The 23,385-nt window shown below is 39.8% G+C and carries 37 protein-coding genes and 1 pseudogene; 7 read left to right on the top strand and 31 right to left on the bottom strand.

Going from position 1 to position 23,385, the window contains the following annotated elements:
• Nucleotides 1-76 precede the first annotated feature (76 nt).
• Nucleotides 77-253, bottom strand: a complete 177-nt coding sequence (locus ACMX2I_RS11235) for a YozD family protein (protein WP_003241581.1) — start codon at nt 251-253, stop codon at nt 77-79.
• Nucleotides 254-374: 121 nt separating this feature from the next.
• On the opposite strand from ACMX2I_RS11235, the gene ACMX2I_RS11230 reads away from it, so the two are divergent.
• Nucleotides 375-518, top strand: coding sequence for a hypothetical protein (locus tag ACMX2I_RS11230; protein WP_414956973.1), 144 nt, complete (start codon nt 375-377; stop codon nt 516-518).
• Here the strand turns inward: ACMX2I_RS11230 and ACMX2I_RS11225 are convergent.
• The 13 genes and pseudogenes from ACMX2I_RS11225 to cgeC form a co-directional block, all read right to left on the bottom strand.
• The gene (locus ACMX2I_RS11225) at nt 515-1,195 is read right to left on the bottom strand and encodes a hypothetical protein (protein ID WP_087990439.1); all 681 of its coding nucleotides are present in this window, start codon (nt 1,193-1,195) and stop codon (nt 515-517) included. The two genes, ACMX2I_RS11230 and ACMX2I_RS11225, sit on opposite strands and share 4 nt — an antisense overlap.
• Nucleotides 1,196-1,344: 149 nt before the next feature.
• Nucleotides 1,345-1,569: a YozE family protein gene (locus tag ACMX2I_RS11220; RefSeq protein ID WP_414956972.1), complete on the bottom strand. Its 225-nt coding sequence runs from the start codon at nt 1,567-1,569 to the stop codon at nt 1,345-1,347.
• A gap of 86 nt (nt 1,570-1,655) precedes the next feature.
• Nucleotides 1,656-1,934 carry a YokU family protein gene (locus ACMX2I_RS11215; protein ID WP_087990441.1) on the bottom strand — a complete coding sequence of 93 codons (279 nt, stop codon included), beginning with the start codon at nt 1,932-1,934 and terminating at the stop codon, nt 1,656-1,658.
• Nucleotides 1,931-3,346 (bottom strand): lysine 2,3-aminomutase, encoded by a 1,416-nt coding sequence (ablA, locus tag ACMX2I_RS11210; protein WP_087990442.1) that lies wholly within the window; start codon nt 3,344-3,346, stop codon nt 1,931-1,933. Before ablA ends, ACMX2I_RS11215 begins: the two co-directional genes overlap by 4 nt.
• Before the next feature lie 28 nt (nt 3,347-3,374).
• Nucleotides 3,375-4,202 carry a putative beta-lysine N-acetyltransferase gene (gene ablB, locus ACMX2I_RS11205; protein WP_414956971.1) on the bottom strand — a complete coding sequence of 276 codons (828 nt, stop codon included), beginning with the start codon at nt 4,200-4,202 and terminating at the stop codon, nt 3,375-3,377.
• Nucleotides 4,180-5,496: a peptidase gene (locus ACMX2I_RS11200; RefSeq protein WP_414956970.1), complete on the bottom strand. Its 1,317-nt coding sequence runs from the start codon at nt 5,494-5,496 to the stop codon at nt 4,180-4,182. The genes ablB and ACMX2I_RS11200 overlap by 23 nt, the downstream gene beginning before the upstream one ends.
• Nucleotides 5,497-5,503: 7 nt before the next feature.
• Nucleotides 5,504-6,157: a 3-oxoacid CoA-transferase subunit B gene (locus tag ACMX2I_RS11195; RefSeq protein WP_087990445.1), complete on the bottom strand. Its 654-nt coding sequence runs from the start codon at nt 6,155-6,157 to the stop codon at nt 5,504-5,506.
• Nucleotides 6,142-6,831 carry a CoA transferase subunit A gene (locus ACMX2I_RS11190; RefSeq protein WP_414956969.1) on the bottom strand — a complete coding sequence of 230 codons (690 nt, stop codon included), beginning with the start codon at nt 6,829-6,831 and terminating at the stop codon, nt 6,142-6,144. Before ACMX2I_RS11190 ends, ACMX2I_RS11195 begins: the two co-directional genes overlap by 16 nt.
• Before the next feature lie 6 nt (nt 6,832-6,837).
• Nucleotides 6,838-8,172: an aspartate aminotransferase family protein gene (locus ACMX2I_RS11185; RefSeq protein WP_414956968.1), complete on the bottom strand. Its 1,335-nt coding sequence runs from the start codon at nt 8,170-8,172 to the stop codon at nt 6,838-6,840.
• Between the two features lie 130 nt (nt 8,173-8,302).
• Entirely contained in the window at nt 8,303-8,536 is a 234-nt protein-coding gene (locus ACMX2I_RS11180; protein WP_141113370.1) for a YjcZ family sporulation protein, read from the bottom strand.
• Nucleotides 8,496-9,275 carry a spore maturation N-acetyltransferase CgeE gene (gene cgeE, locus ACMX2I_RS11175; RefSeq protein WP_394716150.1) on the bottom strand — a complete coding sequence of 260 codons (780 nt, stop codon included), beginning with the start codon at nt 9,273-9,275 and terminating at the stop codon, nt 8,496-8,498. Before cgeE ends, ACMX2I_RS11180 begins: the two co-directional genes overlap by 41 nt.
• A gap of 28 nt (nt 9,276-9,303) precedes the next feature.
• On the bottom strand, nt 9,304-10,584 hold the full coding sequence (locus ACMX2I_RS11170; RefSeq protein ID WP_414956967.1) for a glycosyltransferase family 2 protein: 1,281 nt from the start codon (nt 10,582-10,584) through the stop codon (nt 9,304-9,306).
• A gap of 62 nt (nt 10,585-10,646) precedes the next feature.
• Nucleotides 10,647-10,906, bottom strand: a pseudogene (gene cgeC / locus ACMX2I_RS11165) (spore maturation protein CgeC).
• Between the two features lie 235 nt (nt 10,907-11,141).
• On the opposite strand from cgeC, the gene cgeA reads away from it, so the two are divergent.
• The gene (gene cgeA / locus ACMX2I_RS11160) at nt 11,142-11,528 is read left to right on the top strand and encodes a spore crust protein CgeA (RefSeq protein WP_414956966.1); all 387 of its coding nucleotides are present in this window, start codon (nt 11,142-11,144) and stop codon (nt 11,526-11,528) included.
• A gap of 6 nt (nt 11,529-11,534) precedes the next feature.
• A complete protein-coding gene (locus ACMX2I_RS11155; protein ID WP_414956965.1) occupies nt 11,535-12,488 on the top strand; it encodes a CgeB family protein in 954 nt (317 codons plus the stop codon).
• A 66-nt stretch (nt 12,489-12,554) separates the two neighbouring features.
• On the opposite strand, the gene ACMX2I_RS11150 is transcribed toward ACMX2I_RS11155, so the two are convergent.
• Nucleotides 12,555-13,703 (bottom strand): phytase, encoded by a 1,149-nt coding sequence (locus ACMX2I_RS11150; protein WP_289347549.1) that lies wholly within the window; start codon nt 13,701-13,703, stop codon nt 12,555-12,557.
• Nucleotides 13,704-14,074: 371 nt separating this feature from the next.
• On the opposite strand from ACMX2I_RS11150, the gene ACMX2I_RS11145 reads away from it, so the two are divergent.
• A complete protein-coding gene (locus ACMX2I_RS11145; RefSeq protein ID WP_414956964.1) occupies nt 14,075-14,629 on the top strand; it encodes an SDR family NAD(P)-dependent oxidoreductase in 555 nt (184 codons plus the stop codon).
• Between the two features lie 76 nt (nt 14,630-14,705).
• On the opposite strand, the gene ACMX2I_RS11140 is transcribed toward ACMX2I_RS11145, so the two are convergent.
• The gene (locus ACMX2I_RS11140) at nt 14,706-15,296 is read right to left on the bottom strand and encodes a hypothetical protein (protein WP_414956963.1); all 591 of its coding nucleotides are present in this window, start codon (nt 15,294-15,296) and stop codon (nt 14,706-14,708) included.
• Nucleotides 15,297-15,370: 74 nt separating this feature from the next.
• Between ACMX2I_RS11140 and ACMX2I_RS11135 the strand changes: the two genes are divergently transcribed.
• A complete protein-coding gene (locus ACMX2I_RS11135; protein WP_041336530.1) occupies nt 15,371-15,613 on the top strand; it encodes a helix-turn-helix domain-containing protein in 243 nt (80 codons plus the stop codon).
• Nucleotide 15,614: 1 nt separating this feature from the next.
• Here the strand turns inward: ACMX2I_RS11135 and ACMX2I_RS11130 are convergent, their stop codons facing one another.
• The 12 genes from ACMX2I_RS11130 to ACMX2I_RS11075 are packed head-to-tail and all read right to left on the bottom strand — an operon-like array spanning nt 15,615 to nt 20,325.
• Nucleotides 15,615-15,800: a hypothetical protein gene (locus ACMX2I_RS11130; RefSeq protein ID WP_072692887.1), complete on the bottom strand. Its 186-nt coding sequence runs from the start codon at nt 15,798-15,800 to the stop codon at nt 15,615-15,617.
• A 50-nt stretch (nt 15,801-15,850) separates the two neighbouring features.
• Nucleotides 15,851-16,285 carry a hypothetical protein gene (locus ACMX2I_RS11125; protein WP_414956962.1) on the bottom strand — a complete coding sequence of 145 codons (435 nt, stop codon included), beginning with the start codon at nt 16,283-16,285 and terminating at the stop codon, nt 15,851-15,853.
• Entirely contained in the window at nt 16,282-16,455 is a 174-nt protein-coding gene (locus tag ACMX2I_RS11120; RefSeq protein ID WP_064814932.1) for a hypothetical protein, read from the bottom strand. Before ACMX2I_RS11120 ends, ACMX2I_RS11125 begins: the two co-directional genes overlap by 4 nt.
• Nucleotides 16,456-17,004 (bottom strand): hypothetical protein, encoded by a 549-nt coding sequence (locus ACMX2I_RS11115; RefSeq protein WP_414956961.1) that lies wholly within the window; start codon nt 17,002-17,004, stop codon nt 16,456-16,458. It lies immediately after the preceding gene.
• Nucleotides 16,985-17,407: a hypothetical protein gene (locus ACMX2I_RS11110; protein WP_223257240.1), complete on the bottom strand. Its 423-nt coding sequence runs from the start codon at nt 17,405-17,407 to the stop codon at nt 16,985-16,987. Before ACMX2I_RS11110 ends, ACMX2I_RS11115 begins: the two co-directional genes overlap by 20 nt.
• The gene (locus ACMX2I_RS11105; protein WP_106021330.1) at nt 17,382-17,933 is read right to left on the bottom strand and encodes a hypothetical protein; all 552 of its coding nucleotides are present in this window, start codon (nt 17,931-17,933) and stop codon (nt 17,382-17,384) included. Before ACMX2I_RS11105 ends, ACMX2I_RS11110 begins: the two co-directional genes overlap by 26 nt.
• A complete protein-coding gene (locus ACMX2I_RS11100) occupies nt 17,923-18,078 on the bottom strand; it encodes a hypothetical protein (protein WP_106021332.1) in 156 nt (51 codons plus the stop codon). Before ACMX2I_RS11100 ends, ACMX2I_RS11105 begins: the two co-directional genes overlap by 11 nt.
• A 24-nt stretch (nt 18,079-18,102) precedes the next feature.
• The gene (locus ACMX2I_RS11095; RefSeq protein WP_414956960.1) at nt 18,103-18,414 is read right to left on the bottom strand and encodes a DUF4238 domain-containing protein; all 312 of its coding nucleotides are present in this window, start codon (nt 18,412-18,414) and stop codon (nt 18,103-18,105) included.
• On the bottom strand, nt 18,339-18,935 hold the full coding sequence (locus tag ACMX2I_RS11090) for a DUF4238 domain-containing protein (RefSeq protein WP_414956959.1): 597 nt from the start codon (nt 18,933-18,935) through the stop codon (nt 18,339-18,341). Before ACMX2I_RS11090 ends, ACMX2I_RS11095 begins: the two co-directional genes overlap by 76 nt.
• Nucleotides 18,936-18,977: 42 nt before the next feature.
• The gene (locus ACMX2I_RS11085; protein WP_106034966.1) at nt 18,978-19,229 is read right to left on the bottom strand and encodes a hypothetical protein; all 252 of its coding nucleotides are present in this window, start codon (nt 19,227-19,229) and stop codon (nt 18,978-18,980) included.
• Nucleotides 19,230-19,268: 39 nt separating this feature from the next.
• Nucleotides 19,269-19,463, bottom strand: coding sequence for a hypothetical protein (locus ACMX2I_RS11080; RefSeq protein ID WP_213385455.1), 195 nt, complete (start codon nt 19,461-19,463; stop codon nt 19,269-19,271).
• Between the two features lie 34 nt (nt 19,464-19,497).
• Nucleotides 19,498-20,325 (bottom strand): metallophosphoesterase family protein, encoded by an 828-nt coding sequence (locus ACMX2I_RS11075; RefSeq protein ID WP_414956958.1) that lies wholly within the window; start codon nt 20,323-20,325, stop codon nt 19,498-19,500.
• A 120-nt stretch (nt 20,326-20,445) separates the two neighbouring features.
• Here ACMX2I_RS11075 and sspC point away from each other — a divergent pair, with 120 nt between their 5' ends.
• Nucleotides 20,446-20,664: an acid-soluble spore protein SspC gene (sspC, locus tag ACMX2I_RS11070; RefSeq protein ID WP_017474724.1), complete on the top strand. Its 219-nt coding sequence runs from the start codon at nt 20,446-20,448 to the stop codon at nt 20,662-20,664.
• A 149-nt stretch (nt 20,665-20,813) separates the two neighbouring features.
• Here sspC and ACMX2I_RS11065 read toward each other — a convergent pair whose 3' ends face one another.
• Complete coding sequence (locus tag ACMX2I_RS11065) at nt 20,814-21,167, bottom strand: hypothetical protein (protein WP_414956957.1); 354 nt, start codon at nt 21,165-21,167, stop codon at nt 20,814-20,816.
• Between the two features lie 147 nt (nt 21,168-21,314).
• On the opposite strand from ACMX2I_RS11065, the gene ACMX2I_RS11060 reads away from it, so the two are divergent.
• Nucleotides 21,315-21,842: a hypothetical protein gene (locus ACMX2I_RS11060; RefSeq protein ID WP_414956956.1), complete on the top strand. Its 528-nt coding sequence runs from the start codon at nt 21,315-21,317 to the stop codon at nt 21,840-21,842.
• A gap of 138 nt (nt 21,843-21,980) precedes the next feature.
• Here ACMX2I_RS11060 and ACMX2I_RS11055 read toward each other — a convergent pair whose 3' ends face one another.
• Nucleotides 21,981-22,502: a dihydrofolate reductase gene (locus tag ACMX2I_RS11055; RefSeq protein ID WP_414956955.1), complete on the bottom strand. Its 522-nt coding sequence runs from the start codon at nt 22,500-22,502 to the stop codon at nt 21,981-21,983.
• Nucleotides 22,502-23,341 (bottom strand): thymidylate synthase, encoded by an 840-nt coding sequence (locus ACMX2I_RS11050; RefSeq protein WP_414956954.1) that lies wholly within the window; start codon nt 23,339-23,341, stop codon nt 22,502-22,504. Before ACMX2I_RS11050 ends, ACMX2I_RS11055 begins: the two co-directional genes overlap by 1 nt.
• Nucleotides 23,342-23,385: the final 44 nt, after the last annotated feature.

The raw sequence follows: 23,385 nt of genomic DNA, 5'->3' as shown, positions 1-23,385 counted from the left end.
TTTAACCACCTCAATTTTCACAGAAGTCATAGAACATGAATAATAAAACCGGAGCTGACCACTCCGGTTTTAAGCCTCAATCATCTTCATCCAGCTCTTCATCTATCATACATTTTTCTATCAAATAATCAAAGGTAATGTCAGCGATTTCAAACAGCTCATCCTCACTAGGTATGTAGCCCCGCCGCGCAAGCTCTCTGTAAAAAAATTCAGCGATTTCTTCCGTATCAATCACAAGATCTATTTCTTTCATCTCCGTACCGCCTCCTTTTTTATGTTTTATGAAAAAACAGGCTGAATTATACCCAGTGTTCTAAACAATTCTTTCAGTCATATACATTGAATAAAAAAACAAGCCATGGGAGGCTGACACTATGATTGCTAAAATGATGGAAGCACTGGACGGAGACAGATTTGATATCTTAATGGAAAAAACGCTCAAAGGAATGACGCATGTGATGATTTGGGGCTGTCTGCCTTATTTTTTATATGTCTTAATCCGTATGTTCTCAAACTAACTGAAATGCTCTTTTAAACTTTCCAGAACAAACATCATCATATCTTTATATTCTTCATCTCGAAACATTTCGTACAGAATCTTGTAGTCATTATAAATATCCAGAAGCTCATCTACAATTGATACAGCAAGGATGTGAAGGGTATCTTGATCTTCATCATCGCCTTCAAACTGAAGAAGAGCAGACGATGCGATATCTTCGCCGATCTCATGGCCAGTTTCTCCGACATAGTGGACAAACAACATCTGGTGTACAAACTGGTCCATTTCATATTTTCTCAGCACCAGTGTGAGATCCTCTTCCTCCGTTTCAAGCCACTCTCCATCCTTTAAACGGGTCAGCTCATAAATGATATCTTCCCAGCCATCTTCTAAATATCTCCAAATTTCTGTTCTGTGACCGATAATGCGAAAGAGTTCTTTTCCATAATCTTTCACATAAACGACATCCCCAATAAGGAATTCATACTCAATATCAAGCTTTTCCATGTCGACAATGACACCCTCATAATCTTTGTACAGCTGAATGGACGATTCAAAGTATAAGACTTCATTATGATTGACTTCATAAAGATAGTGTTTATCAATTTGGTGTACTTTAGTGACGGTGCCGACTGTTCCATACATAATGACGACTACGATATCCCCTACTTGGAATTTCGGTTTATTTTGCTTCATGGTGTCTCCCCCTCGCCGCAACATTTCTCATACGCTATCGTATGCCGGGTGACGCCAATTCGCATGGGCATGAAAACCAAAGGAAATATCCAATTATGGTGTGGATGAGGACATAAAAAAATCCGCAATGATCTGCGGATAAATAGCTGCTATCTGCCGTGCACTTCAGCCTCGTATTGATCCCAAGCTTCATCAAACGTTGTCATCGTGTGCAGGTAATCAGCGCTCAGCTCCAAATATGAACTGATTTCATGATAATCGGTTGAGGTTTTCGGAAAGCTGTGATCCTCATACGCCTGATTGGCAAATTCACTGATGCTGTCCTGCGGCTTCGGCTGTCTGTATTTTAATAAATAGTGATAAAAGGATTTCATGGGTTTCCCCTCCTGATGTCTGTCTTTTGTTGTTCTATTATACAGTTCAAGTGTAAAATTACAACAAAAGAATACCAAAACATCGTTTAGGAGAAGTCAAAATAGTTGCGTTTCAGAATCCTTTCTGTCTCCATGAGCTGCTGATACGCCAGACTTCCAGGCAGGTTTTTGGTTTGAATCAAAAGCAGCTGATCCTCAATCTCCTTTATTGTGGTTTCCTCTTGATAGGTCATCCCGCAGGAAGCACACACCATGGCTGGTGTGTCAGTCAGCTCTATGGCTCTTGTTCCGTCAGGGAGCTCCCAGTACACCGTGTTCCTGCCGGGTACTGCTTCAAGCTCTCCGCACCAATCGCATGTTTTCATGAAGAATCCCCTCCGTTTTCAGCCTCTTTCTGTTTTTTCTGCTGCGCCAAAAATTTCTTTTCTTTTAGCTGATCTCTTTTCTCACGCCTATCTTTTAACGTTTCATGCTCCGGATTCGCTGTGAACGTCTCTCTCCTCTTGATTCTGGCCACGTTTTCCGGTGTAAATGAAACCTCTTTGTCAGCAAAAATAGCACTCAGCCCGATCGGCTCCTTTTTGTCAGCGGTTTCAGGGAAAACGGACTCAAAATAGGCGTCAGCCTGGTTAGGGATATAATTCTCCGGTTCTGGATATGACGTAATCACACCTTCAAAATTTCTTAAGATGACTTTGTCAGGGCTTTGCGACAGTACATAGTTTGGCTGCAGGGCGATTTTCCCCCCGCCGCCTGGTGCGTCAACGACAAAGGTCGGAACCGCATAGCCTGAGGTATGGCCTCTCAGCCCTTCAATGATCTCCAAACCTTTGGAAACGGGAGCTCTGAAATGCCCGATGCCCTCTGATAGATCACATTGATAAATATAATAAGGACGGACTCTGATTTTCACCAAGTCGTGCATGAGCTTTTTCATAATTGGAACCGAGTCATTAATACCGGCTAGCACCACGGCCTGATTTCCGACCGGCACGCCTGCGTTCACCAGCTTTTCACAGGCCTCAACGGATTCCTCTGTCATCTCGATGCTTGTGTTAAAATGGGTGTTCAGCCAGACTGGATGATATTTTTTCAATATCTCGCACAGATGATCGGTAATGCGCTGCGGAAAGACGACCGGCGCCCTTGTTCCGATTCTAATTACTTCCAGATGCGGGATGCTGCGCAGCTCCTTTAAAATGTATTCTAAAATTTGGTCATTGATCAAAAGCCCGTCACCGCCAGAAATTAAACAATCGCGGATTTCAGGTGTTTCCCTGATATAAGCAATCGCAGCATCTAGCTGTTTTTTAGGAACTCCCATTCCGATTTGTCCGGAAAAACGCCTTCTTGTGCAGTAGCGGCAGTACATGGAACATTGATTCGTGACAAGAAACAGCACACGATCGGGATAGCGGTGTGTCAGACCGGGTACCGGTGAATCTTCATCCTCATGGAGCGGATCTTCCAGATCGTATTTTGTTTTGTGCATTTCTTCAGAAAGCGGTACAGACTGCATACGGACCGGGCATCTCGGATTATCGGGGTCCATTAAAGAAGCATAGTAAGGTGTAATATTTAAGGGGATCGTTTTGGTAGAAATTCTGACGCCTTCCTCTTCATCCTCGGTCAAGTTAATCACTTTTTTTAAATCATCAACTGTTCTTACCGTATGTGTCAGCTGCCAAAGCCAATCGTTCCATTTCTCTTCCGGAACGTCCTTCCATAACTCGATCTCCTTCCAATGCCGTTTCGGTTTATACCATTTGCTTGCCAAATGAATTCCTCCTCGTGCATTATTTGTCTTACAGGTGCTTGCTCCAAATATTCATGTTTTCAAGACCTTCGGCTATATAGCAATTATTGATCAGCCTTCCGCCATACTGATAACCAGAATGGTACAACACAGCATTCATCCCAAAAGACGCAGCACGGGCGAGAGAAAATACGTGAAAGATTTCCTTCTCGGCCATTTCTTTTTCTAATTCCTCGATTAAAAAGCTTGTCAGCGAATGGCCCCGATATTCCGGAAGCACAGCGCAGTCGGTCATTTCTGCATGCCCAAGCTCTGGATTCATGTCTGCGCTTGCTGCGCTGATCAGGCGGTCATGATCAAACATGACATAATACATCGTATTTTCATTCATCGTCTTTTCAATATATGCGGGATCAAAAACCGGGGTCGGGTACGTACGAAATACTTTTTTATACAGCATCGAAAGCTGGTACATGTCATTTGTTTCTGCTTTTCTCATTGTAAAGGATGGCCTGTTTTCAGTGCGGGGGTGAGGTGCTGTGCGATATAAGGCTTCGATCATCTCCTGTTCCTTTATATAAGAATCTGTTTGACTCCGTTTTTCTGTGAGGTAACGGACCATGACACAAGCCGGATGGCCGAGATAATAGCCCTTTAAATAACCCTCCGGCGCAAATAATTGTTTGGCAAGCACAGCCACATCATGCTGTTTCGTATAGATGATAATTTTTTCCGCGTCCTCTTCTTTTGCCGCCGCCACGATATCAGGCAGGGCCTTCTCTATGGCTCCGTCATAACGAACGACTCTCATTCGTTTATTAAAGCTGTCATGGTCCAGAACTGCTGTGACACCGTTACTCTTTATCGACTTGAGCATCCTCATTCTCCCCCTCCCCGCCTGTATGAAGCCCGCACCAATCCATAACAAAAAGTGCAATAATTTTAGCAGATTCTAGCATGGCTTCAATCTCAATGTATTCATTTGCCTGATGAGCTGTTTTTGTTTCCCCAGGCCCGAAGACAATCACTGGCGTATCGCCTGCATGGTATAAAAGCCCTCCGTCCGTTCCCCATGGCGAGGCTTCGATGATGGGCTCTGTCTGTTTCATTTTTTGATAAGCTGATTGCAGTACTGAAATTAAAGGGTGATCATCAGGTAAATCATTCGGGAGCCATTGAGCGCCGAACCACTCTACTGTAATCGGATGGCGTTTAAACCATTCATCACGGTAATCTAAATCCTTCAGCCAGTTTTCCAATTCAAGTTTAACTGCTTCTGGTTTTTCATAGGGCGCAATTCCGCATCTCCCTTCTATGACGACACGGTCTGCAACTGAAGATGGCCATGCGCCGCCTGAGATGGTGCCGATATTCACCGGTACCGGTATTGGGACATGATCATACAGCGGATCTGAGATTCTCGCATTGCGGACTTTTTCCAGCTCCTGTATGGCTGTGATAACGTGCATGCTTTTTTCAATCGCACTTACCCCTTCATAGCGTGTGCCTCCATGTGCCGCTAATCCCTTCACTGTGATCCGAAACCACATCGACCCCTGCTGCTTGATAAAAAGTTTCATATTCGTCGGTTCCGGAATCAGCGCCCCGTCAGCCCGATACCCTCTCATGATGGCAGACAGTGTTCCCGCGCCGCCGCACTCTTCATCTACAACGCTTTGAAACAATACATCTCCCTTCAATTTAACATTGCAGGCGTGCAGGGCTTCTAAAGCAAAAAGAAGGGCTGTATTGCCGCCCTTCATATCCGTTGAGCCGCGGCCGTATATTTTACCGTTTTCTTCGACAGCTTGAAACGGTTCATACTTCCAATCCTTCACGCTTCCTTCAGGCACAACATCGATATGACCGTTTAAAATCAGCGACCGCCCCCCGCCCGCTCCCGTTTTTTTTGCAACGATATTCGGACTCTCGTCAAAATCGGAACGGTCTGATTTAAAATAGGGATGCTGTTTTAATTGCTTTAGGCTTGGCTCCCACACGTCAATGTCCATTTGAAATTGCCGCAGCTTCTCAAGCACAACAGCTTGGGCGTTAAATTCTGAGCCCAATGTGCTTTTTTCTCCAATCAGCCTTTTGAGAAGACGAATGGCTTTGGCCGAATGCTGATCGAGCCACCCGATTACTTTTCTCTCAATGTCTTGCATCCTCATTCCCCCTTTAAGAAAAAGGCATATCTATTTTGATTTCAGCTTCAGTCAGCCTCGTCACCTCGTCGATTGTCGAGCCATTCATCAGCTCTTTTAATATGAAATGATGGGCTCCGACTTCAAGAACCGCTTTTTCAGTAATGATCAAATTTACACAGCCTGCTGCAGTTAGCGGAAGCGTGCATGTTTCTGTTAATTTAGGCCTTCCCTTTTGATCTGTATGACTCATGACGACAACCACTTTTTTCGCTTTTTGGGCCAGTTCCATCGCTCCACCCATGCCCGGCACCTTTTTTCCCGGGACAAGCCAATTAGCCAAATCGCCTGACTGGCTCACCTGCAGGGCGCCTAAAATCGTAATGTCAATTTTGCCTCTTCTGATCATCGCAAAAGACATCGTTGTATCAAAATAAGAAGCACCTTTTACAGCTCGGACAGGAAATCCCGCTGCGTTGCATAAATGTTCATCCTCTTTTCCCTTTTCAGGGCTGTCGCCAATGCCAAGCACACCGTTTTCAGCCTGCAGCATGACCTGCATGTCAGGCGGCAAAAAGTTCGGCACCAAGGATGGGATGCCGATACCGAGATTTACAATCATGCCCGGCTTGATTTCAGAAGCGGCCCGTTTTGCGATTTGTTCTCGCTCTGCTATTCCCAAGCCCATTTCCACTTCACTCCTTCGCTTCTCACAACCCCCTCGACAAAAACCCCCGGTGTGACAATCATTTCTTCTGAAATCTCCCCCATCGGGACGATACGCTCAGCTTCAACAAAGGTTCTACTTGCGGCCATTGCCATAAGCGGATTCATGTTCCGCGCTGTTTTGTCATACGTTAAATTGCCGAATTCATCCGCAATGTGCGCATTGATAAATGCAAAATCTGCCGTCAGCGCCTCTTCAACCAAATATCGCTTTCCAGCCACAGACACAATGTCCTTTTTTTCATAAACCATTTGATTCGCAATCCCGATGTCAGTTAAAATCCCGCCGAGTCCCGCTCCGCCGGCGCGAATTCGTTCTGCAAGCGTTCCTTGGGGTGAAAATTGAACCTCTAACGTCCCGTCTGTCATCTGTTTTCCCGCTACAGGATTAGAACCGATATGCGATGCAATCAGGGTTTTGACTCGCTGATTGACTATAAGCGGGCCGATCCCTATTTTCGGAAAGCCGGCATCATTGCAAATGACAGTTAAATCCGTTACACCGCTGTCCAATATAGCTTCAATCAATGAAGGAGGCGAGCCGACTCCGCCAAAACCGCCAAACATTAGGACCGACCCGTCCTGAACACCTGAAATTGCTGTTTCGACGCTGATTGTTTTTTGAAATGGCGTCATTTAATTTCAATCCCTTTTCAGTTTTTTTTCGACCGCTGCAACTGTTTCTGAAAAAATTGATATGAGCTCTTCAGCCTCGCCGTCTGACATGGTAAAAGGCGGAGCAATAATGACAGCATCTCCTTCCCCGCTGTCTATTCCCGCTTTGGCAGGATAAACAATTAGTCCGCGTTTTTTCGCTTCGCCGACAATACGCTGGGTAACCGCCTGCTCTGGCGAAAAAACGTTCTTCGTGTTCTTGTCTGCTACAAATTCAACGCCTAATAGCAGTCCTTTTCCGCGAACATCACCAATGATGCCGCTTTGAGACGCTGCCTCAACAAGCTTCTTTTTCAGTACAGCTCCCTTTTTTTCTGATTGCTTGATCAAGCCGTGCTTTAATACATACCGCAAAACTTCCAGAGCGGCTTTGGCTGAATAGGGATGTGCACTGTATGTGTGGCCGCTCATAATCACACCTGAACCTTGTTTTATCGTTTCAATAATAGAATCAGATACAACAGCAGCGGCAATAGGCGCATACCCCGCACCTAGCCCCTTCCCCAGTACAGCAATATCAGGAACGGTGCGCCAATGCTCTGTCGCGAGCATCCTTCCTGTTCTTCCAAGCCCTGTCATCACTTCGTCTGCAATAAAGAGCACTTCGTGTGTGCGGCATACCTCACTTAATCTCTCATAATATCCCGGAGGCGGGGTGATCGCTGCACCTGCGGCACCAATAATAGGCTCAGCCACAAAGCCGGCGATAAATTGGCTTCCGATTCTTTTGATCGCAGTTTCCAGTTCATCAGCGGCAGTCTGAACAAAGTCCTCATCCGTTCCATGATTCCGCCTATACACATGAGGAGCTGAAATAGCGGGATAGCGTTCAATGAGATGGGTGAACCGGTATCTCCTTTCATAAAAACCAGATAATGAAAGCGCTCCCAAAGTTATTCCGTGGTAACTGCTCCACCGAGACAAAAAGATGGATTTTTGTGTTTGCTTTTTTTCCTGCCAATATTGAATGGCGATTTTCATCGCTGTTTCTATGGCTTCTGATCCGCTGTTGACAAAAAAAGACCAATTCACATCTCCCGGCAGCTCCTGCGCCAAGAGAGCGGCTAATTGCTCGGCAGGCTCGCTTGTAAACTGTGAGCGGTAAGCAAAAGACACTTGATCAAGCTGTTCTTTCAGCCTCTCAGTCACATCACGAACCCCGTGGCCGATATTGCATGTCACCGCACCTGATGAGCCGTCAAGATATCTTTTTCCGGTCTGATCATAAACATATGAATCCTTCGCATAACTGACAACCGGATAGGCCGAACTAAGCTCCGGCTTAATCAAATAACTGCTCATGCTCCCACCTCAACAAACCTTTTAACATATTATATGAGTGTCCAAATTGCGGCATGACGTCCCCGCAAAAACTTTTCACACAAAAAAGAGCCTTCCTTAATATAGAAAGGCTCTTTTGGAATTTCGCCCTCTAGCAAATAAAAGCGGCTCCGACAATAATTAATAAAATGAACAAGACAACAATCAATACAAACGTATTTGTCCCGCAGCCAAATCCGTAACCGTATCCAGGGTATCTATGCATGCTGTTTTCATCCTTTCTTATCACGATATACGGCATTTTATGCGGGCCAAGTCCCAAATGGTTTGTGCAAACGCCTATTTCATGTAAGGAAATAATGAAAAACAGTATGCACCCGCTCATATTTTTTAAACGTCAGCTTTTCATAAAAACGGGTTGCACCGTCAGTGCTTGTAGCCACTAAATAGGCTGCTTCCATTCCTAGTGATTTGGCAATGGACAGCATTTCTTTCACTAAGATACTGCCATAGCCCTTTCTTTGAAACTGATCCAAAATGGCGACTTCTTCAATTTTAGCTGTTTTTTCTTGCGGATGAATGAACAGCTCTCCGCATCCAATGGGAATCCTCTGTGATGGGTCGCTGTAACAAACAACAAGGATGATCGTCCCCGCTTCATAAAAGGGATATTTTCTTTTTAATTTTTGTTCAGCGATCGCTTCCCCAATATAAATGGAATCATAAATTTTCATGATAGAAGATCCATCGCTGAGGCTTTTTGCCGTTCCCCATGCCGTTAACGGATGTCCCATCTGCCCTTTCCAGTCACTAAGCTTCATGTCATACAACAGCTCATCCTCGACAACAAATCCGCTTTTGACAAGCGATTGCTTCAAACCGAGCGGAAAAACATGCTGAGGCGACGCTTTTAAATGGAGATAATTCGCATTAAGCAGCTTTGGTACGGATGGCAAAAAGTTCAGTAACCGCTCTAACGGAAACGTATCATGAAGCTGAACAAAGTTATGAGAAAAAATTTGCGGAAGCTTCGGATCTTTATATACGCTGTAATGATCAAACGATGCCGATTCAGACGTTAACAATATATATTGCTGTTCCGTTTTTGAATAATGTCCTGTCATGAACGTCTCCTTTTTATGACCTATGCTTTTACTCAGTTGCAATATTCAAATTCTTTATAATCTCATCGTACACTGGATAAAACGGCTTTCCAATTGGAAATTGCTGAATATTTCGGAAAGAAGCGGAGATTGGCTTATGATGTAAAAAGAATTTCCTTACTACTTGTTCACGAATCGGATGAAAAACGCCGTTAAGAAACAAAAACGGCTCGCGTTCTATGAAAAAAAGCCTTCGACCAGGCGGATTTTCGATCAAACCAGATCGTTCCCGCGTAATTGGCAGCCCTTCCGGCAGCGCCTCCAGTTCTTCTTTTTCAATGGTCACTATGTCTTTTCTTTTAAATTGATAAAACTGAAAAGCATACTGACCCAAAATGCGTCTTTTTTTTCCGGCTTCGATATAGAATATTGCAGGATGACCAGCTTCCTTTACTAAAATATAATTCGGAATCTTTAAAATGTTTCCGATTTTATATTGGAATAAATACGGGTCTGGAACGGCCACAGTCCGATTTAGATACAACGAATCCCACCTTTCCCCGACAGGATGCCTCACACCCTGATCAATAAAATATACGTTTTGACCTGAACCCTTTACAAAAGATCCGTCAATCAAATCGGCGGGCAGAAACCGATACGCATTTTGAAATGAATCGGGGGTTTTATAGGTTGTATCTAATACTTCATTTATCGGCAGAAATGGAGCAAAGTTGTTGATTCTGGCCCAAAAAATTGAGTCGCCATGATTCCAATGCTTCATATCATCGTCCCAATAGCTTCCATATATATGGTGAATACGATCAAGTAATGAACGGCGATGCATAACTGAGCAATGATCGACTTGAAAAGCGGCCTTATGAAGCACTTCATTGGCATTTCTATAGAAATGGGAGATTTCCTCTCCCCTTTCGTTTACTTGTACAACTTTTTGTTTTGAGTAAACGGCCTGCGCCTCAGGATTATGTGAAAACATCTGTACCATACGGCTCAGCCGCTCAGGATGATACACAGTGTCATCAGTGAGATAGGAAATGTAATCGCCGCCGGTAAATGGGAGCGCGGTGTTAATTAATGTGGCATAACGGGTTGTTTTAAATCGAGCTGCGGGATCTACGAAACTGTTTTCATAACGAATGCGAGGGTCATGAAGGTACTTGTGAATCACCGCAGTTATTTCTTCATTAGAATGATCATCCATGATAAAAAGCTCCCAGAGATCATACGTTTGCTTTATGACGCTTTCGATCGCTTTTTGCAGATAAGCAGGTTTGTTATAACTCGTTAAAATAATGGACACTTTCTCTCCCATCTATACAGCCCCCTGTTGCAAACATAAAAACGGCTCCGCACAAGCAGAGCCTCTGTCATCATTTAAAAAACATCCCAGCTTACAATACTTGAGAGTGCGACATGAGATCTCGTATGATTTAATGGGTTTTGAAAATAACCAAATCAGTCAGAACCTCTTTTACGATGACGTTTTGAAGCGTATCTCCATTCAACAGATGAAATGTTGATACCGGTACGCCAAGCTCTTTTGCAAATACGAGCTGACGTCTGAGATCAGATGGATTTGCTTCAGTAGCGAATTGACGAATGAGCAAAATCAGCAAAAACGAAATAAAATGCAGTTCATCTTAATTCGCGTGTTTCTCTCAATCCAAACAATCGCTGACCTTTTTACTCTCTGTTTCACAATATGAACTGACTTCGATTTATGGTATAGGCTATATCCACTCTTTTAAAAAATCAGCATTTTGCTTAAATATATGAAAAATAGGTCAGGTACGGCGTTCGACTCATACCAAATGGCAGCCAAAAGAATATGATTAACGTGAGTTCACTATTGAATAGGAGGTGTATGTGATGAGCTCTGAAAACGCCCAATTAAAAAAGGATTTGATTAAGAGCCTTTTAAGCCCTTTATTCTCAACTCAAGGAGGAGTAAACGTGGATAATAATCTTAAAGAATTGCTTGAAGCTGCGATCGATCAAAAAGTAGATCAAAGTGAAATGATTACGGCTGAATCTACTTCCCTTCCGGCAAGATGGATTTTTGCCAGAATTACGCCAGGCACTACGATCAGCATTGTGACTGATTCGGGTGATATGATCGGTCCGGTTGTCTTCGTTGCTTTCGACCAAGTTCACGGTATCGTATTTGTAACGCAGGAAAGCTCCGTTACCCCCGAAGGCCAAGCTACAACATTAATTGATGTAGACAAAGTAGAAAGTGTTACGTTCTTTTCATAAGATCTGATGAAAGTTTTGTATATCCAGTCGGGATACGGAGGAATATACAGATATTTTGACCGCTGGGCTGAAGAATGTTTTCTGAATACTCATACAGAGTACATGTCTGCAGATACACTGGAAGCAGAATCTCTAATAAAGGTTGAAAAGTTCCAGCCGGACTTCGCACTCATGATGGTTGGAGACCGTGTTCCTCACGACTGGCTGACCTGGTTAAAGGATAAGGGTATTCCTGTGTTTGTTTGGCTGACCGAAGACCCATTTTATATTGATATCAGCCTTCGGGTGATAAAGCACGCTGACGCCATATTAACGATTGAACAAAATGCCGCTCTTTATTATCGGGAGCTCGGCTGCCAGAACGTCTACTATGTTCCGATTCCAGTTAATCATCGGCTGTTTAAAAAAATGGACACAGAACATTCTTTTCATTCAAATCTGCTTATCATCGGCTATCCTTATCCTAATCGGGTTCAGCTTATGAAAGAAGCGGTACATCTGCCTTTCACCGTTCGGGTAATCGGAAAGGAATGGAGAAAATACCTGCCTAAAAAAGTGCTCAAACAGCCGCATATTGATATCGTCAGCACATGGGTTCCACCCGAACAGGCCGTTCATTATTATAACGGGGCAGATATCGTGATCAATGCGCATCGCCCCTATCATTTTGCTTTCAATAAAAATAATATCCGCATCAAAAACGCCAGTTTTAATAACCGGACGTTTGATATCGCTGCATGCGAAGCATTTCAATTAACAGATTTACCCGCGGCACATCCTTTTTCATCCTTTATTTCTTATCACAGCATCAACGACTTTAAGGAAAAAGCCGCTTTCTATATCAACCATCCTGAGGAACGGCAAAAAGCTGCAGCATCCAATTACAAAGAGACCGTACCCGCCCTTACGTTTGATGAGCTTCCTGCAAAACTAAAGGCGATTCATCTGGCGCTTACTTGAAAAATCGTTCATTGTTATGAACGATTTTTTCATTCACAGAAAAAGCAGCTGAATGAGCTGCTTTTTTTAGCCGTCAGAACGGTCCCTCATCTTCCTCGGATTCACCTGTTTATGAAGGTCAGGCTTTTCGCCTAGATGCTGTGCTATCTGTTTCCACGACACCATTTTGAAATTTTGATTGACGGCTTGTCCATTGTCAATATTTTCACCGTCCTGAGCGACAAAAATCCCGTACGGATATTTTGGGCCCAGTCCGAAACCGAGAACATCAATACCGTCCGTATCACTAGTACCGTCTATCTTTTCGCCATCTGCAATGTCAAAGTTGGCTACATAGCGATTGCTTCCCTGCCGTTCATACATTGCATAGCTGTTATTCCCTTGACTTGAGGCCATGAGATATCCTTTGCCGTCTGGCGCATAATAGATCGTCAGTCCTTCAATATCAGCTGTCAAACGTTCTCCTGTCGCACGGTCGACAACCTGCCCCTTTGATCCTCCGTCTGGCTCAGCATTAAATTTCCAGATGGCTTCGTTTTCCTCTGCTATATACAGGTTCCCGTACTCATCATCCGCAACAAGGCCTTCAGTCTGAGAATTCAATTTAAATTCACGCACTTTTTTCCCTGTTACATAACCCTTTCCATTGTCAACAATTTCATACTGCTCAAATTCTCCTTGTTTGCCTGTCACTAATGCGTAAAATGCTCCTGTTTTCTGGCTGTGATACAGGCTGAAGCCGTATACCTCAGAAATATCAGTTGAAATCGGATGGTTTGGGTCTGTAATGCTTTTCAACTTTCCTTTATCCCCGTCAATTTCATATACTTCGATTGTATTTTTTCCTTTAGACCGGTTTGAGGCGGCAGCAATATCAATTTTTTCTCCGTTCAATGGAAATTGATAACGCAGATCGACATTATTGAGCTTGCCAAACTCGTAAGATTTGAGCTGTTTGCCGTTTAAATCATACACGACTAGTCCTGACTTCTTATTTGTCGTGATCAACTTGCTTTTTTCCGGATGCTTTTCATGCACCCAAATGGCCGGGTCATCTGCTGCGTCCTCGCCAGTAGCGACAGGATCTGTCTCCGTTTGCGCCGTCACTTTAAAATGATGTTCCGCTTTCACGTGATGAGCCGACACCGAGTTAGTTGTCAGGCTAAGCAATAAACCCGCAGCAGTGCTTAGCAGCATTGTTTTTGAAACCTTCAATTTGGTCCCCTCCTTTTAATCACTATCACTCCTTATTGTAAAATATATACAGTCGTTTAATAGAGAGGAAAATGAACCTTTTTTTATAGTATTTCTGACTCATAAATCACTTTCCCACCTAAGAAGTACGTGAAATGGCTCCTCAAATTTACTTTTGAGGTGCGAAATAAAACCAAAGTGAATATTTAGTACATTGTTTATGTAGTTTTATATTTTGTCTGTTACGTCTATCTTTCCATTTTCTATTAAAAAAGAACACTTTGTGACATGATCATTCCCCTAAATTTTGTTTTATTGGTTGCTTTCATTAACTCGATTACAAAGTTGAACATATGATGCATGGTAGAGAAACGAGAGTTGGAGGATAAGCCATGCCTAAACAGCAAACAGCAGAACTAGAACCGTTTTTCCATAACAAAACAGTTTTAGTCACTGGCGGAACAGGTTCAATCGGGAGTCAAATTGTCAAACGCCTTTTGCTGCTAACACCGAAACAGGTGATTGTATTCAGCAAAGACGACAGTAAACAGTATGTCATGAGTCAAAAGTATGCGGGGGATAAGCGGCTTTCATTTGTGCTCGGAGATGTGCGCGATCACAGAAGGGTGAATCAGGTGATGAAAGGCGTGGATATCGTCTTCCACGCAGCTGCGCTGAAACAGGTTCCGACATGTGAAGACCATCCATTTGAAGCGATCCAGACAAATCTCATCGGAGGACAGAATGTGGTGGAGGCCGCCCTATTACACCGGGTCCAGCATGTCATTAATATCAGTACCGATAAAGCTGTATTTAATGATACTAACTACAAATATACAAAAAAAGAAAGGGCTATTCTGATTTTCTCAGAGCCCTTTCAAACAAGAATTGTGCGATCTCCTTATAAAACGCTTCTTTGTCATCACTACCCTTTGTTTGCTCAATAAACCTTATTGAATAATTCTTCTTATGAACAACCTTAATTGTTTTCTTCTTCAGTTCTTCATATTCATCATAAGGCATTTATCGTACCCCCGTTTTCACAGGAGTATTATATGTATGTAACGGTTTGTCTCTTGACTGTTCATTCTTAATTAATTCTCCGCAAAGCTTGTTTAAATAATATGTATAATTCACTTTCTTTTTCATCCATCGCACTTCTGTACCGATCTCTTCACAAATCGCAATCGGGATACTGGACTTGTTAACTTTATTCTTATATGTATGTTCCGCCTGTTTTTCAGCTATGTTCTTATATGTAAGGAAGTCATCAATATGTACGAAATAAACCTTGTTCTCTGGCTCTCTAAATTGAAACAGGAAACCAGGAATTATATTTGGGTATTGTGCTGCCTCTTTTAAATGTTTAATCTGTTGCCCTTTTATGATCTTCTCACTGAAGGAAATGGACTTGTTCTTTGTCGACTTAAGCTCAAAGGGGAACAAGTATCCGTTAAAATGCAAGAAACAGTCATATTTGTTTTTCGATACTGCTGCCCCTCTTTTCAAGAGCATTGGGTTAACATCTTTAATCCGGTAAAAGAACAACTTCTGATCAGCTGCAGATTTTTCAATGTTCGCTTCAAAAACTTTCCCTTGATTGTTTGCTCCCAATCAATCACTCTCCTAATCTATATTGAAGGTAAATTATGTATGTGCTAAAATCGTTGCTGAAAGAGGTGTACATAGTGAAAAAACAATGGAGACCAGTTGATTCAAGACTCAATGAGCTTATGCATGAATATAGCGTTTCAATTGAAGACCTTGTTGAACGTACTGGATTACCTAAACAGCGTATTAATGATTATGTAAGTGGTTTTAAATCAAATATGAATATTGGAACAGCAATGACATTTGCTGATGCCATAGGTTGCTCTATCGAAGAGCTTTATGTTTGGAATTTTAAAGAGCGCAGACAATTATTCAAATAACTTACAAGGTGGTTCCCTTTTTGACCCACCTGATTTCCTGCATTAATTCCTCATTATTGTCAGCTAAGTTAATTAAGTTACGATGTGCTCTTTGCAAATCTTTTTCTTCAATGGCCTCCTTCACTGTCTTCATTTGTCTATCCATCTTGTTATACAGTGTTTGAATTGAATGATAAGCCTCGTTAATCTTCTTTATCCTCCACTAATTTTATTTTCATTCTAAATAAAAGACCGATTTTATTTAGATCTTAATTGATTAACTTCATTTTCTAGCCATTCAACATATGAAATCTCTTGAGTGACTTTTGCATATTCATTTAATAAAGAACCTTCTTCTGTAAAATCAAACGCAATTTCTGTTTTTTCATTAATAGGTAAGTAAATAGCTTCAATTCCGTTTTTCGGATAAAAAGAAGTGTCAAACCACGTTAAAACACAATTCCCTTCATCATCTCTCCAATCATGACACGCAACGCTTCGATTGTATGCTTCAAAAGGATTTAAATCTATTAAAAATCTAACGCTATCCTCATATTCTATAGAAGCTCCTATGATTTTTCCCATCATCATGGTATCGACTGATTCTTCAATCCATTCATACACATTATCATTAAATTTAATAATTGGTTTTTTACCTTCTGATACAAGTTCATATAATTTAATCGTCTTCATTGAAACAATCCTCCCCAAATTACTCCTGCAGCTATAGCAGCTATAAAGACAGAAACAAATTTCATTATTATGAAGAATTTGATATGCTTTGTTTCATCTTCAGTTAAGTTCAAATCTGATAAAGCGAATAAACCAAACATAATCAACAAAATCCAAGCTGTTACAATCATCTACTTAGAACCTCTTTCGACTGTGTAACCACTAGTAATGTCATTTAAGATCGTGCTGCTTGGGGACAGCTTTTCACTCTCAATATCTTTATTTTTAGTGTAATTAATGAAATCCTCGAACTGGATCAAATACACTCCGTAAGCTGTGTTATTCAATTTATCAATGGTATCGTCACTTGGTTTCAAAAACCAGCTGTCAGTACCTTGGCCATACACTTCAACAATTTGAACAATCTCATTCTTATACTCAAAATAAGCCAGCTTATTTTCAAATTCACATTCCTCATCAATTGGATTTCCTACTTGATTTGAAGCATATTCCATCATTGAAGTAAGCATGTAACCTAATTCAACGTCCGAGAAACTTAGTTGAGGTTTAGGTGTTCCGTAATAAATATCTGCTTCATTTAGAGATCCCCTTTGATTAACTTCTTTAATGATCTCTTCGATAGCAGTATAGCCTTCATGAATGATGAAATCTCTTCGTATCTCGTCCTCTCGTTTATATTCCTCTAAAAAACTTGTTATCTTAAACTCTGTATTCTTCATTTAACTCCTCCTTACATAGGTCAATGTATTGCTGAAGACTGCTCACAAATGAAATTATGCAACTTCTTATTTCCTCTGGATCTGCAAAGTCCATTTCGCTTTTTAGGATATACTCATCAAGTTCCAACATTGCAAGGAAACGGTCATCTTTTGGCAAGTTATTAAAGTTAATACTCTTTAATTTAGGAATTCCTTTATTTATAAACCATTCAACAAAAAGGATATCCTTGCTTTGTCTTTTAGCCTGGGACAAAAAAACATAAATATCTTTAGAATTCTTTATATTGAAGTAAATGTGCAAGCTCTCTTTCATAAGGTCAAACAGTCGCAGTAAACAACAGCTAATTTTAGACTCTGAATCAGTTCTATAATTTAAATCAAACCAGGTTAATTTGTTCTCCACTTAATCCCTCCTTATATAAATCAATTATTTCTGGTGCCCGTTGAAAGAAAGTAATAATGCAACCTCTAGCGTCAAAGGGGTATTCGCAATCAATTTCAGCACTGGATATGTAGTTTTCGTATTCGATGCTCGATATTAGTTTAGGATTATAGGGCAACTCGACTTGTAAGTACCTCCTCAGATTTGGTAGCTTCTCATTGACATACTTTAAGAACCTCTTCTCATACTCAGGAACCTGTTCATATAGTTTGTTTATCAGCTCTTCAATCGAATCTGTTTGGACTTTGTAGATATTCTCGAACAGCGCTTTGTTTATTTCCATCAACTCACTTAAAGTTTTTACGGTTTTCTGATTTCCAGTCAGAGTAACTCCCCACCATTCAATTTCCTTTGAAATGTTTTCTTGCATCTGCCCCCATAAGAAATTGCTATTGAATCCTCTTAGTGTATTAGTAAGTTGAACCGCCTCGATATGTGAGCCATTACAGAAATGAATGTCTGTCTTACTCCCTAAATTATTGTTCATTGTTGGTTAACCTCCTTAAACGTTCAACTTCAGCAACTAGCCATTCTGCATAACTAATGTGAATTTTCATCACCTTGGTCGATCTAAATTGCCGAGACATTACTTCAACAAATTTCTTAACTTCTTCAAATTCAATTTCTTTCATTGAGTCTATCCCTTCTAAATGAAATCAACATTTTAATTGGTCTTTATGATTTAGAAAAACAAATTCATCCCCATTTTCAATAATCCATTTATTTATTTTTCTTACATCATCAGAGTTAATATATAAAGTGCCTTCATCATTCCCAAGGATAAGACATAAATTTTGGGTGAGTGGAAATACATCGCCTTCAATTCCATAAAAACTTTTAGATTTTACTAAAGGATTGTCACATGTAAGGAATTTCTCTCCTTCTTTAGCAATTAAGAGTACCCATCTTTGTTTTTTAGTACTTTGGATAAGTCTCGTATCCGCATGATTAAATATTGAACATAACAATCTTTATTAACATTCACTGTGATATTGTAATTTCTAGCTTTCTCTAAACTTATATTTGTAACGACTTCATTTGTATCTTTATTTAAGACCTCAAATTTGAATATATTTAAGTAATCATTTTTAAATAGTTCTCCATTTTTGCCTTTTTCAATTGATTGTTTGATTTCATTTATAATTTGTTTTTTATTCTTTGGGCTTCTCAATGATTGAGCTGCGATAAAATATGACATACATTCCTTTTCATAGCTGACATATTCTTTTTTTAAGATTTCTTTAATAAGAAAGTTGTAATCTACTTCAATTAACTCCCCAAATATCTCTTCTAAATCGTAAGCTTTTTCATCAGTGTTTGGTTTAGTATATGCGTATATATTCTTCACAACAGATACTTTCCTGATATCCTGTTTTCTGATTTCATTTTTTGCTTTGTGAAAAACAAGGATGTTATTTTCATGAGAAGTAAAATGTTTAAGATAAGTTTTTGGTACCGTATGCTGTCTAACTGGTTTCGTATTTTTCATTACACACTTCCTGTCTGAATAAAATTAGAATTTTATTTTAACTCATTTGACATTCAGAGCCTTTTCTGTAGTTTCAAAAGCCTCTAATAATGCATATTCATCTTTATACATTGCAGACGATAAATTCTTTTGTATAGTTGCTCTACAGACTTTTAACGCCAACTCATAATGTTTGTTTTTATCCCGAAGATTCTTGATTGTATTGATAGCCTTCTTTGCAATTTTAACTACATCTTCATCTACTTCTAAATCGTCTGCTAAATCATATAACTCAATTAATGCTTTATCTACCAATTTCGTCACTCCCTTTGTATAAATCCAAAATTCCGTACATTATAACAAGATTTTTACATCTGTTGCAGATACTAATAAATCTCGCTCATTTTCTTTCATTCTTTCCTTTGTATTGAACCAAAAAAGACCTTTAACTCCGTGCTCTACTACAAAGCCTTTTATTCTCATATTGCACAATAAATATAATGCTTTCTTTTTGTTTTCATCATTTATTACATGCCTAAAATCTTTCATTTATACCACCTCTCAACAAGATAAAATTTTTGATTTAGATCTCAAATGTCTTTACTTCAAACGTTTTATACGAATCTTCTTCTTCACCAGGTATCACATTGACACTTGGATAGGTATCATAGTCATACGGGTATCCGATACAATTCATGTGAAAGCTCGTTCCATCTTTGTCAAACTCAGCTTGTAAATGATCATGGCCACAAATCCAATGTTTAGCGTTAATAAACGGTACATCAACCATATAGCATGTGTTAGGTTCAAACGGGGAATAAGGATTGTGAACAGGTGGAACATGAGACACAAATACATCAACTTGGATGTTTTTTAATGTTTCATACCAATCCATTGATTCTTTCCACATCGCTCTTACTCCATCTACTTTGTTGTAACCATTAATACAAATGTAATTTGAGTCATTAGAAACTCCTTTAAAGAAATCCCATCCATCAAGTCCTTTTGGAAGGTACCACATTACATCTCCTGCAAAGACTTTACCTTTGTATGTTTCAGTTGTCTTAATTAATGGAGTTACATTTTTTATGTTGGCAGCCTTTTTGATTAGATCATTTAACCTTCCAATTGAGTCTGAATACTTTCTTTTTTGATTCTTGCTAAGTAAATAAAGATCATGATTACCATATGTAAAGTAAACCTTCTCGTATTGCTTTGCTGCCTCATCTAAAACCCATAATGTTTGTTGATTCCATTCAGTAAAATCACCGGCAATGACTAATACCTCCCCATTACCGTTTGAGATTAACCTATTTACGATTTCTCTTGTTCGCTTCTCCCACTTAATCTGATTTACATTCCAAGGGATCCAATGATTTATATGGAGATCAGATACATAATCAATTTTCATTTTGTCCCCCACCTTTCTCAATGAAAAAATTTATTTCTTTGGCGTGTATAAATTAAAATAATCTCTCCATAATATGATTCAAACAAGCTTGTTTTCATTACACTTTAGGAGATGAATAAGATGGCTCAACAAAGTAGATCAAGATCAAACAACAATAATGAGTTATTAATTCCTCAAGCAGCTTCAGCAATTGAACAAATGAAACTTGAAATAGCTTCTGAGTTTGGTGTTCAATTAGGCGCTGAGACTACTTCTCGTGCAAACGGTTCAGTTGGTGGAGAAATCACCAAACGTTTAGTCCGTTTAGCTCAACAAAACATGGGCGGTCAATTTCATTAATTTTCATGGGAGTGGCTTTTGCTACTCCCTGATACCTTTCTCTTTAAAATACAGATTTCATTTAGATTATATCCAGCGCTCCATCACAATAAGGACATTTGCCATTCTCCTCTTCGCATGTACACATATAATTCACCTCCGACATCTCCTCAAATATCATTTAATTGTTGTTTCAGATCAAAGAATTCACCGTGAAGAAATTTAAATTTATCCTTATTTATGTATGCTTTGTCATCATTAAGTTTAAAAAGATCTAAGTACTTTCTTTTATTTCTCTTAATAATTCGTAAAGCAATCGTACAACTTACCCACTCTTCATCTACCAATTGGGTTAATACTTCACTAAGTTCGAATAATAGCTGCAGTTTTTCTTTGTTTTGCTGTGTTTCAAGTCTTAAAAGATCCCTCTGTTTTTCAAGTAAAGTTGTTTCAATTTGATATCTCTTTTGCTCTAAGGCTGATATTTGTTCGTTGGTGCTATGTATCTCACTTTCCTTTACCAATAAATCACCTCCTTAAAAGTTTAAATAAAGAAATTTACACTCAGTTCAGAAATTTCACCATAATTTCACAACATTCACCATTTATTTCAAGATTAACTGCTATAATAAAGAAGTATCATAATTTTCTAATAAAGGGAGATGTTTTTGGTGAAGAAAACAGCAATTGCTTTAGTTTCAACTCTTGGTCTTACTGGTGCAGCTGCCTCAGCCGATGCTGCTACTAAAAGTGAGCCAACTACCCTATCTCAAAATAATCTAGAGGCGTTAGCCAGTACTAGCAGTTTTCATACGCTAGGAACAGCTACAGCAGTTAAAAATGGGATAGGAAAAGCTTATTTAGGATCATCTAAATCAGGAAGCTTGTCGTATAAAACTGTTGTAAATTCATTTACTCCTAACAATGTTACAAAAATATCAATTATGGGTTATCAATACTCAGCAGGGAACGGAAACAGTTCTGCTAACGTCACTTACATCTTACGCAAATCCAATGGAACTGAAGTTGCTCGAGTCACGCCAAGTGGTGGCAACTATATAAGTAGCCAGTTCTACAAAGTGTTTAGCGTTAACCTGTCTGATGTGTCAGGTAAATCACTTTACGTGGAAGCAAAAAATAACGATAGCAACGCTGGTGTAACAGTTAATGTGGATGTTTACTGGGACTACAATACTTAATGATCTGAGAGGGCTCCCCTCTCTTTTTTGTTTTCTGGATAAAATATTAGTTTTATTGAAATGCATATGTTTTGATTTTATTCATTGAATTAAGTAACTTTTATTTCACCCTCCTTATTATCATATTATACATATTTTTTAACTTTGTCTATGATTATTTTCAAAAGTTATAAAGGAATAATTGTATTTGTTCTTTTCATCGGCTTTATTATGCTGTTTATTAGTCAATTTCCACCGATCATCTAACATAGGAAAATATGAATCTGCTTCTTTTGAGACTGAGTCAACAATTGTCAAATACACTTTATCAGCGTAGGGCAAGAATGCTTTGTATATCATACTTCCCCCTATCACCATCACTTCCTCATCAGTGTTAACTTGACCTTGAATGAGCTTTAAGACCTCCTCAATTGAATGATATACAAATGACGAATAATCTGGCTTAAAGTTCTGACCCCTAGTAAGTATAATATTCCTTCTATTCTGCAGAGGCTTACCTGTCATACCGATAATTGATTCGTATGTTGATCTTCCCTGAATACATATTTTCCCCTCAGTTTTTTCTTTGAAGTGTTTCATGTCAGCAGGCAAATGATTCAGTAATTTGTTTTGATATCCAATGGCCAGATTTTTATCACAGCAAGCAATCAGAGATAGCATTAAACTGCTACCTCAAATGAAAGCTTGTTCCCATGCTTATAGTTGATTAACTTGAAATCATCAATGGTAAAGTCATAAAAATCTTTAACTTCAGGATTGATCCATAGTTTAGGTGCTTCAAACTGTTCTCTTTCCATTTGAATTTTCAAATTGTCTATATGACGTGTGTACACATGGCAATCACCAATATTAAAGATATATTCACCAAGCTCATAGCCTGTTACTTGAGCAATCATGCGCTGCAACACATTATACTGGAATACATTGAATGGATTTCCCAAGGCCATATCATTGCTCCGCGCTCTTACCTCAAGGTGGAGTTTCCCTTGTTTTACGTACCACTGTGTCTCATATACACATGGTGTTAAGGCCATTGAATCTAATTCATCAGGATTCCATAGCATTGTAATGTGTCTGCGTGAAGATGGATTGTTCTTCAATTGATGAAGAAGATAATCAACCTGATCCACTTTTTCTCCATTTAGATTTCTGTTCTTCTTTCCCAGCTGAAATCCATATGCATGTCCGATAGTGCCGTCTTCTTGTTTCCACTGATCCCAAATATGTACGCCCATCTTGTTTAAATCATTAACATCATTAGATTTCAGCTGCCAAATCCATAGCAACTCTTTAATGGCTGTTTTCCAGGCAATCTTTTTTGTCGTTAAAATCGGAACCTCTGAGTTGTCGAATCTCATTTGCTTACTCATTACACTTAGAGTATGTGCCGGTGTTCCATCTGAGTCCCACTTGGTTCTCACCTCAAATTCTTCGTCTGAGATTCCATTATTTATAATATCCTTTATAATTGAATTATATTGTTTATCGAATTGAGTCATGTTTCTCAGTCCTTTTTTTGAATTGTATATGAAAAAACAAAGCA

Origin of the sequence: Bacillus sp. SW14, from assembly GCF_047608225.1 — a bacterium.
Taxonomy (GTDB): Bacteria; Bacillota; Bacilli; order Bacillales; family Bacillaceae; genus Bacillus; species Bacillus subtilis_G.
The sequence above is the reverse complement of the archived record's forward strand: the minus strand, read 5'-3'. Positions and strand labels throughout refer to the sequence as shown.

Bases quoted from the DNA above. Each gene is read 5' to 3' on its own strand.
- ACMX2I_RS11125 (WP_414956962.1), bottom strand. From the start codon at position 16,285: ATGAAGACGATTAAATTATATGAACTTGTATCAGAAGGTAAAAAACCA.
- ACMX2I_RS11145 (WP_414956964.1), top strand. From the start codon at position 14,075: ATGCCTAAACAGCAAACAGCAGAACTAGAACCGTTTTTCCATAACAAA.
- ACMX2I_RS11050 (WP_414956954.1), bottom strand. From the start codon at position 23,341: ATGACTCAATTCGATAAACAATATAATTCAATTATAAAGGATATTATA.
- sspC (WP_017474724.1), top strand. From the start codon at position 20,446: ATGGCTCAACAAAGTAGATCAAGATCAAACAACAATAATGAGTTATTA.
- ACMX2I_RS11230 (WP_414956973.1), top strand. From the start codon at position 375: ATGATTGCTAAAATGATGGAAGCACTGGACGGAGACAGATTTGATATC.
- cgeA (WP_414956966.1), top strand. From the start codon at position 11,142: ATGAGCTCTGAAAACGCCCAATTAAAAAAGGATTTGATTAAGAGCCTT.
- ACMX2I_RS11075 (WP_414956958.1), bottom strand. From the start codon at position 20,325: ATGAAAATTGATTATGTATCTGATCTCCATATAAATCATTGGATCCCT.
- ACMX2I_RS11195 (WP_087990445.1), bottom strand. From the start codon at position 6,157: ATGGGCTTGGGAATAGCAGAGCGAGAACAAATCGCAAAACGGGCCGCT.
- ACMX2I_RS11115 (WP_414956961.1), bottom strand. From the start codon at position 17,004: ATGAAGAATACAGAGTTTAAGATAACAAGTTTTTTAGAGGAATATAAA.
- ACMX2I_RS11235 (WP_003241581.1), bottom strand. From the start codon at position 253: ATGAAAGAAATAGATCTTGTGATTGATACGGAAGAAATCGCTGAATTT.
- ACMX2I_RS11220 (WP_414956972.1), bottom strand. From the start codon at position 1,569: ATGAAATCCTTTTATCACTATTTATTAAAATACAGACAGCCGAAGCCG.
- ACMX2I_RS11055 (WP_414956955.1), bottom strand. From the start codon at position 22,502: ATGCTATCTCTGATTGCTTGCTGTGATAAAAATCTGGCCATTGGATAT.
- ACMX2I_RS11185 (WP_414956968.1), bottom strand. From the start codon at position 8,172: ATGAGCAGTTATTTGATTAAGCCGGAGCTTAGTTCGGCCTATCCGGTT.
- ablB (WP_414956971.1), bottom strand. From the start codon at position 4,202: ATGCTCAAGTCGATAAAGAGTAACGGTGTCACAGCAGTTCTGGACCAT.
- ACMX2I_RS11080 (WP_213385455.1), bottom strand. From the start codon at position 19,463: ATGAAAGATTTTAGGCATGTAATAAATGATGAAAACAAAAAGAAAGCA.
- ACMX2I_RS11090 (WP_414956959.1), bottom strand. From the start codon at position 18,935: ATGAAAAATACGAAACCAGTTAGACAGCATACGGTACCAAAAACTTAT.
- ACMX2I_RS11190 (WP_414956969.1), bottom strand. From the start codon at position 6,831: ATGACGCCATTTCAAAAAACAATCAGCGTCGAAACAGCAATTTCAGGT.
- ACMX2I_RS11225 (WP_087990439.1), bottom strand. From the start codon at position 1,195: ATGAAGCAAAATAAACCGAAATTCCAAGTAGGGGATATCGTAGTCGTC.
- ACMX2I_RS11120 (WP_064814932.1), bottom strand. From the start codon at position 16,455: ATGATTGTAACAGCTTGGATTTTGTTGATTATGTTTGGTTTATTCGCT.
- ACMX2I_RS11105 (WP_106021330.1), bottom strand. From the start codon at position 17,933: ATGAACAATAATTTAGGGAGTAAGACAGACATTCATTTCTGTAATGGC.
- ACMX2I_RS11170 (WP_414956967.1), bottom strand. From the start codon at position 10,584: ATGGGAGAGAAAGTGTCCATTATTTTAACGAGTTATAACAAACCTGCT.
- ACMX2I_RS11100 (WP_106021332.1), bottom strand. From the start codon at position 18,078: ATGAAAGAAATTGAATTTGAAGAAGTTAAGAAATTTGTTGAAGTAATG.
- cgeE (WP_394716150.1), bottom strand. From the start codon at position 9,275: ATGACAGGACATTATTCAAAAACGGAACAGCAATATATATTGTTAACG.
- ACMX2I_RS11180 (WP_141113370.1), bottom strand. From the start codon at position 8,536: ATGAGCGGGTGCATACTGTTTTTCATTATTTCCTTACATGAAATAGGC.
- ACMX2I_RS11155 (WP_414956965.1), top strand. From the start codon at position 11,535: ATGAAAGTTTTGTATATCCAGTCGGGATACGGAGGAATATACAGATAT.
- ACMX2I_RS11200 (WP_414956970.1), bottom strand. From the start codon at position 5,496: ATGAGGATGCAAGACATTGAGAGAAAAGTAATCGGGTGGCTCGATCAG.
- ACMX2I_RS11215 (WP_087990441.1), bottom strand. From the start codon at position 1,934: ATGAAAACATGCGATTGGTGCGGAGAGCTTGAAGCAGTACCCGGCAGG.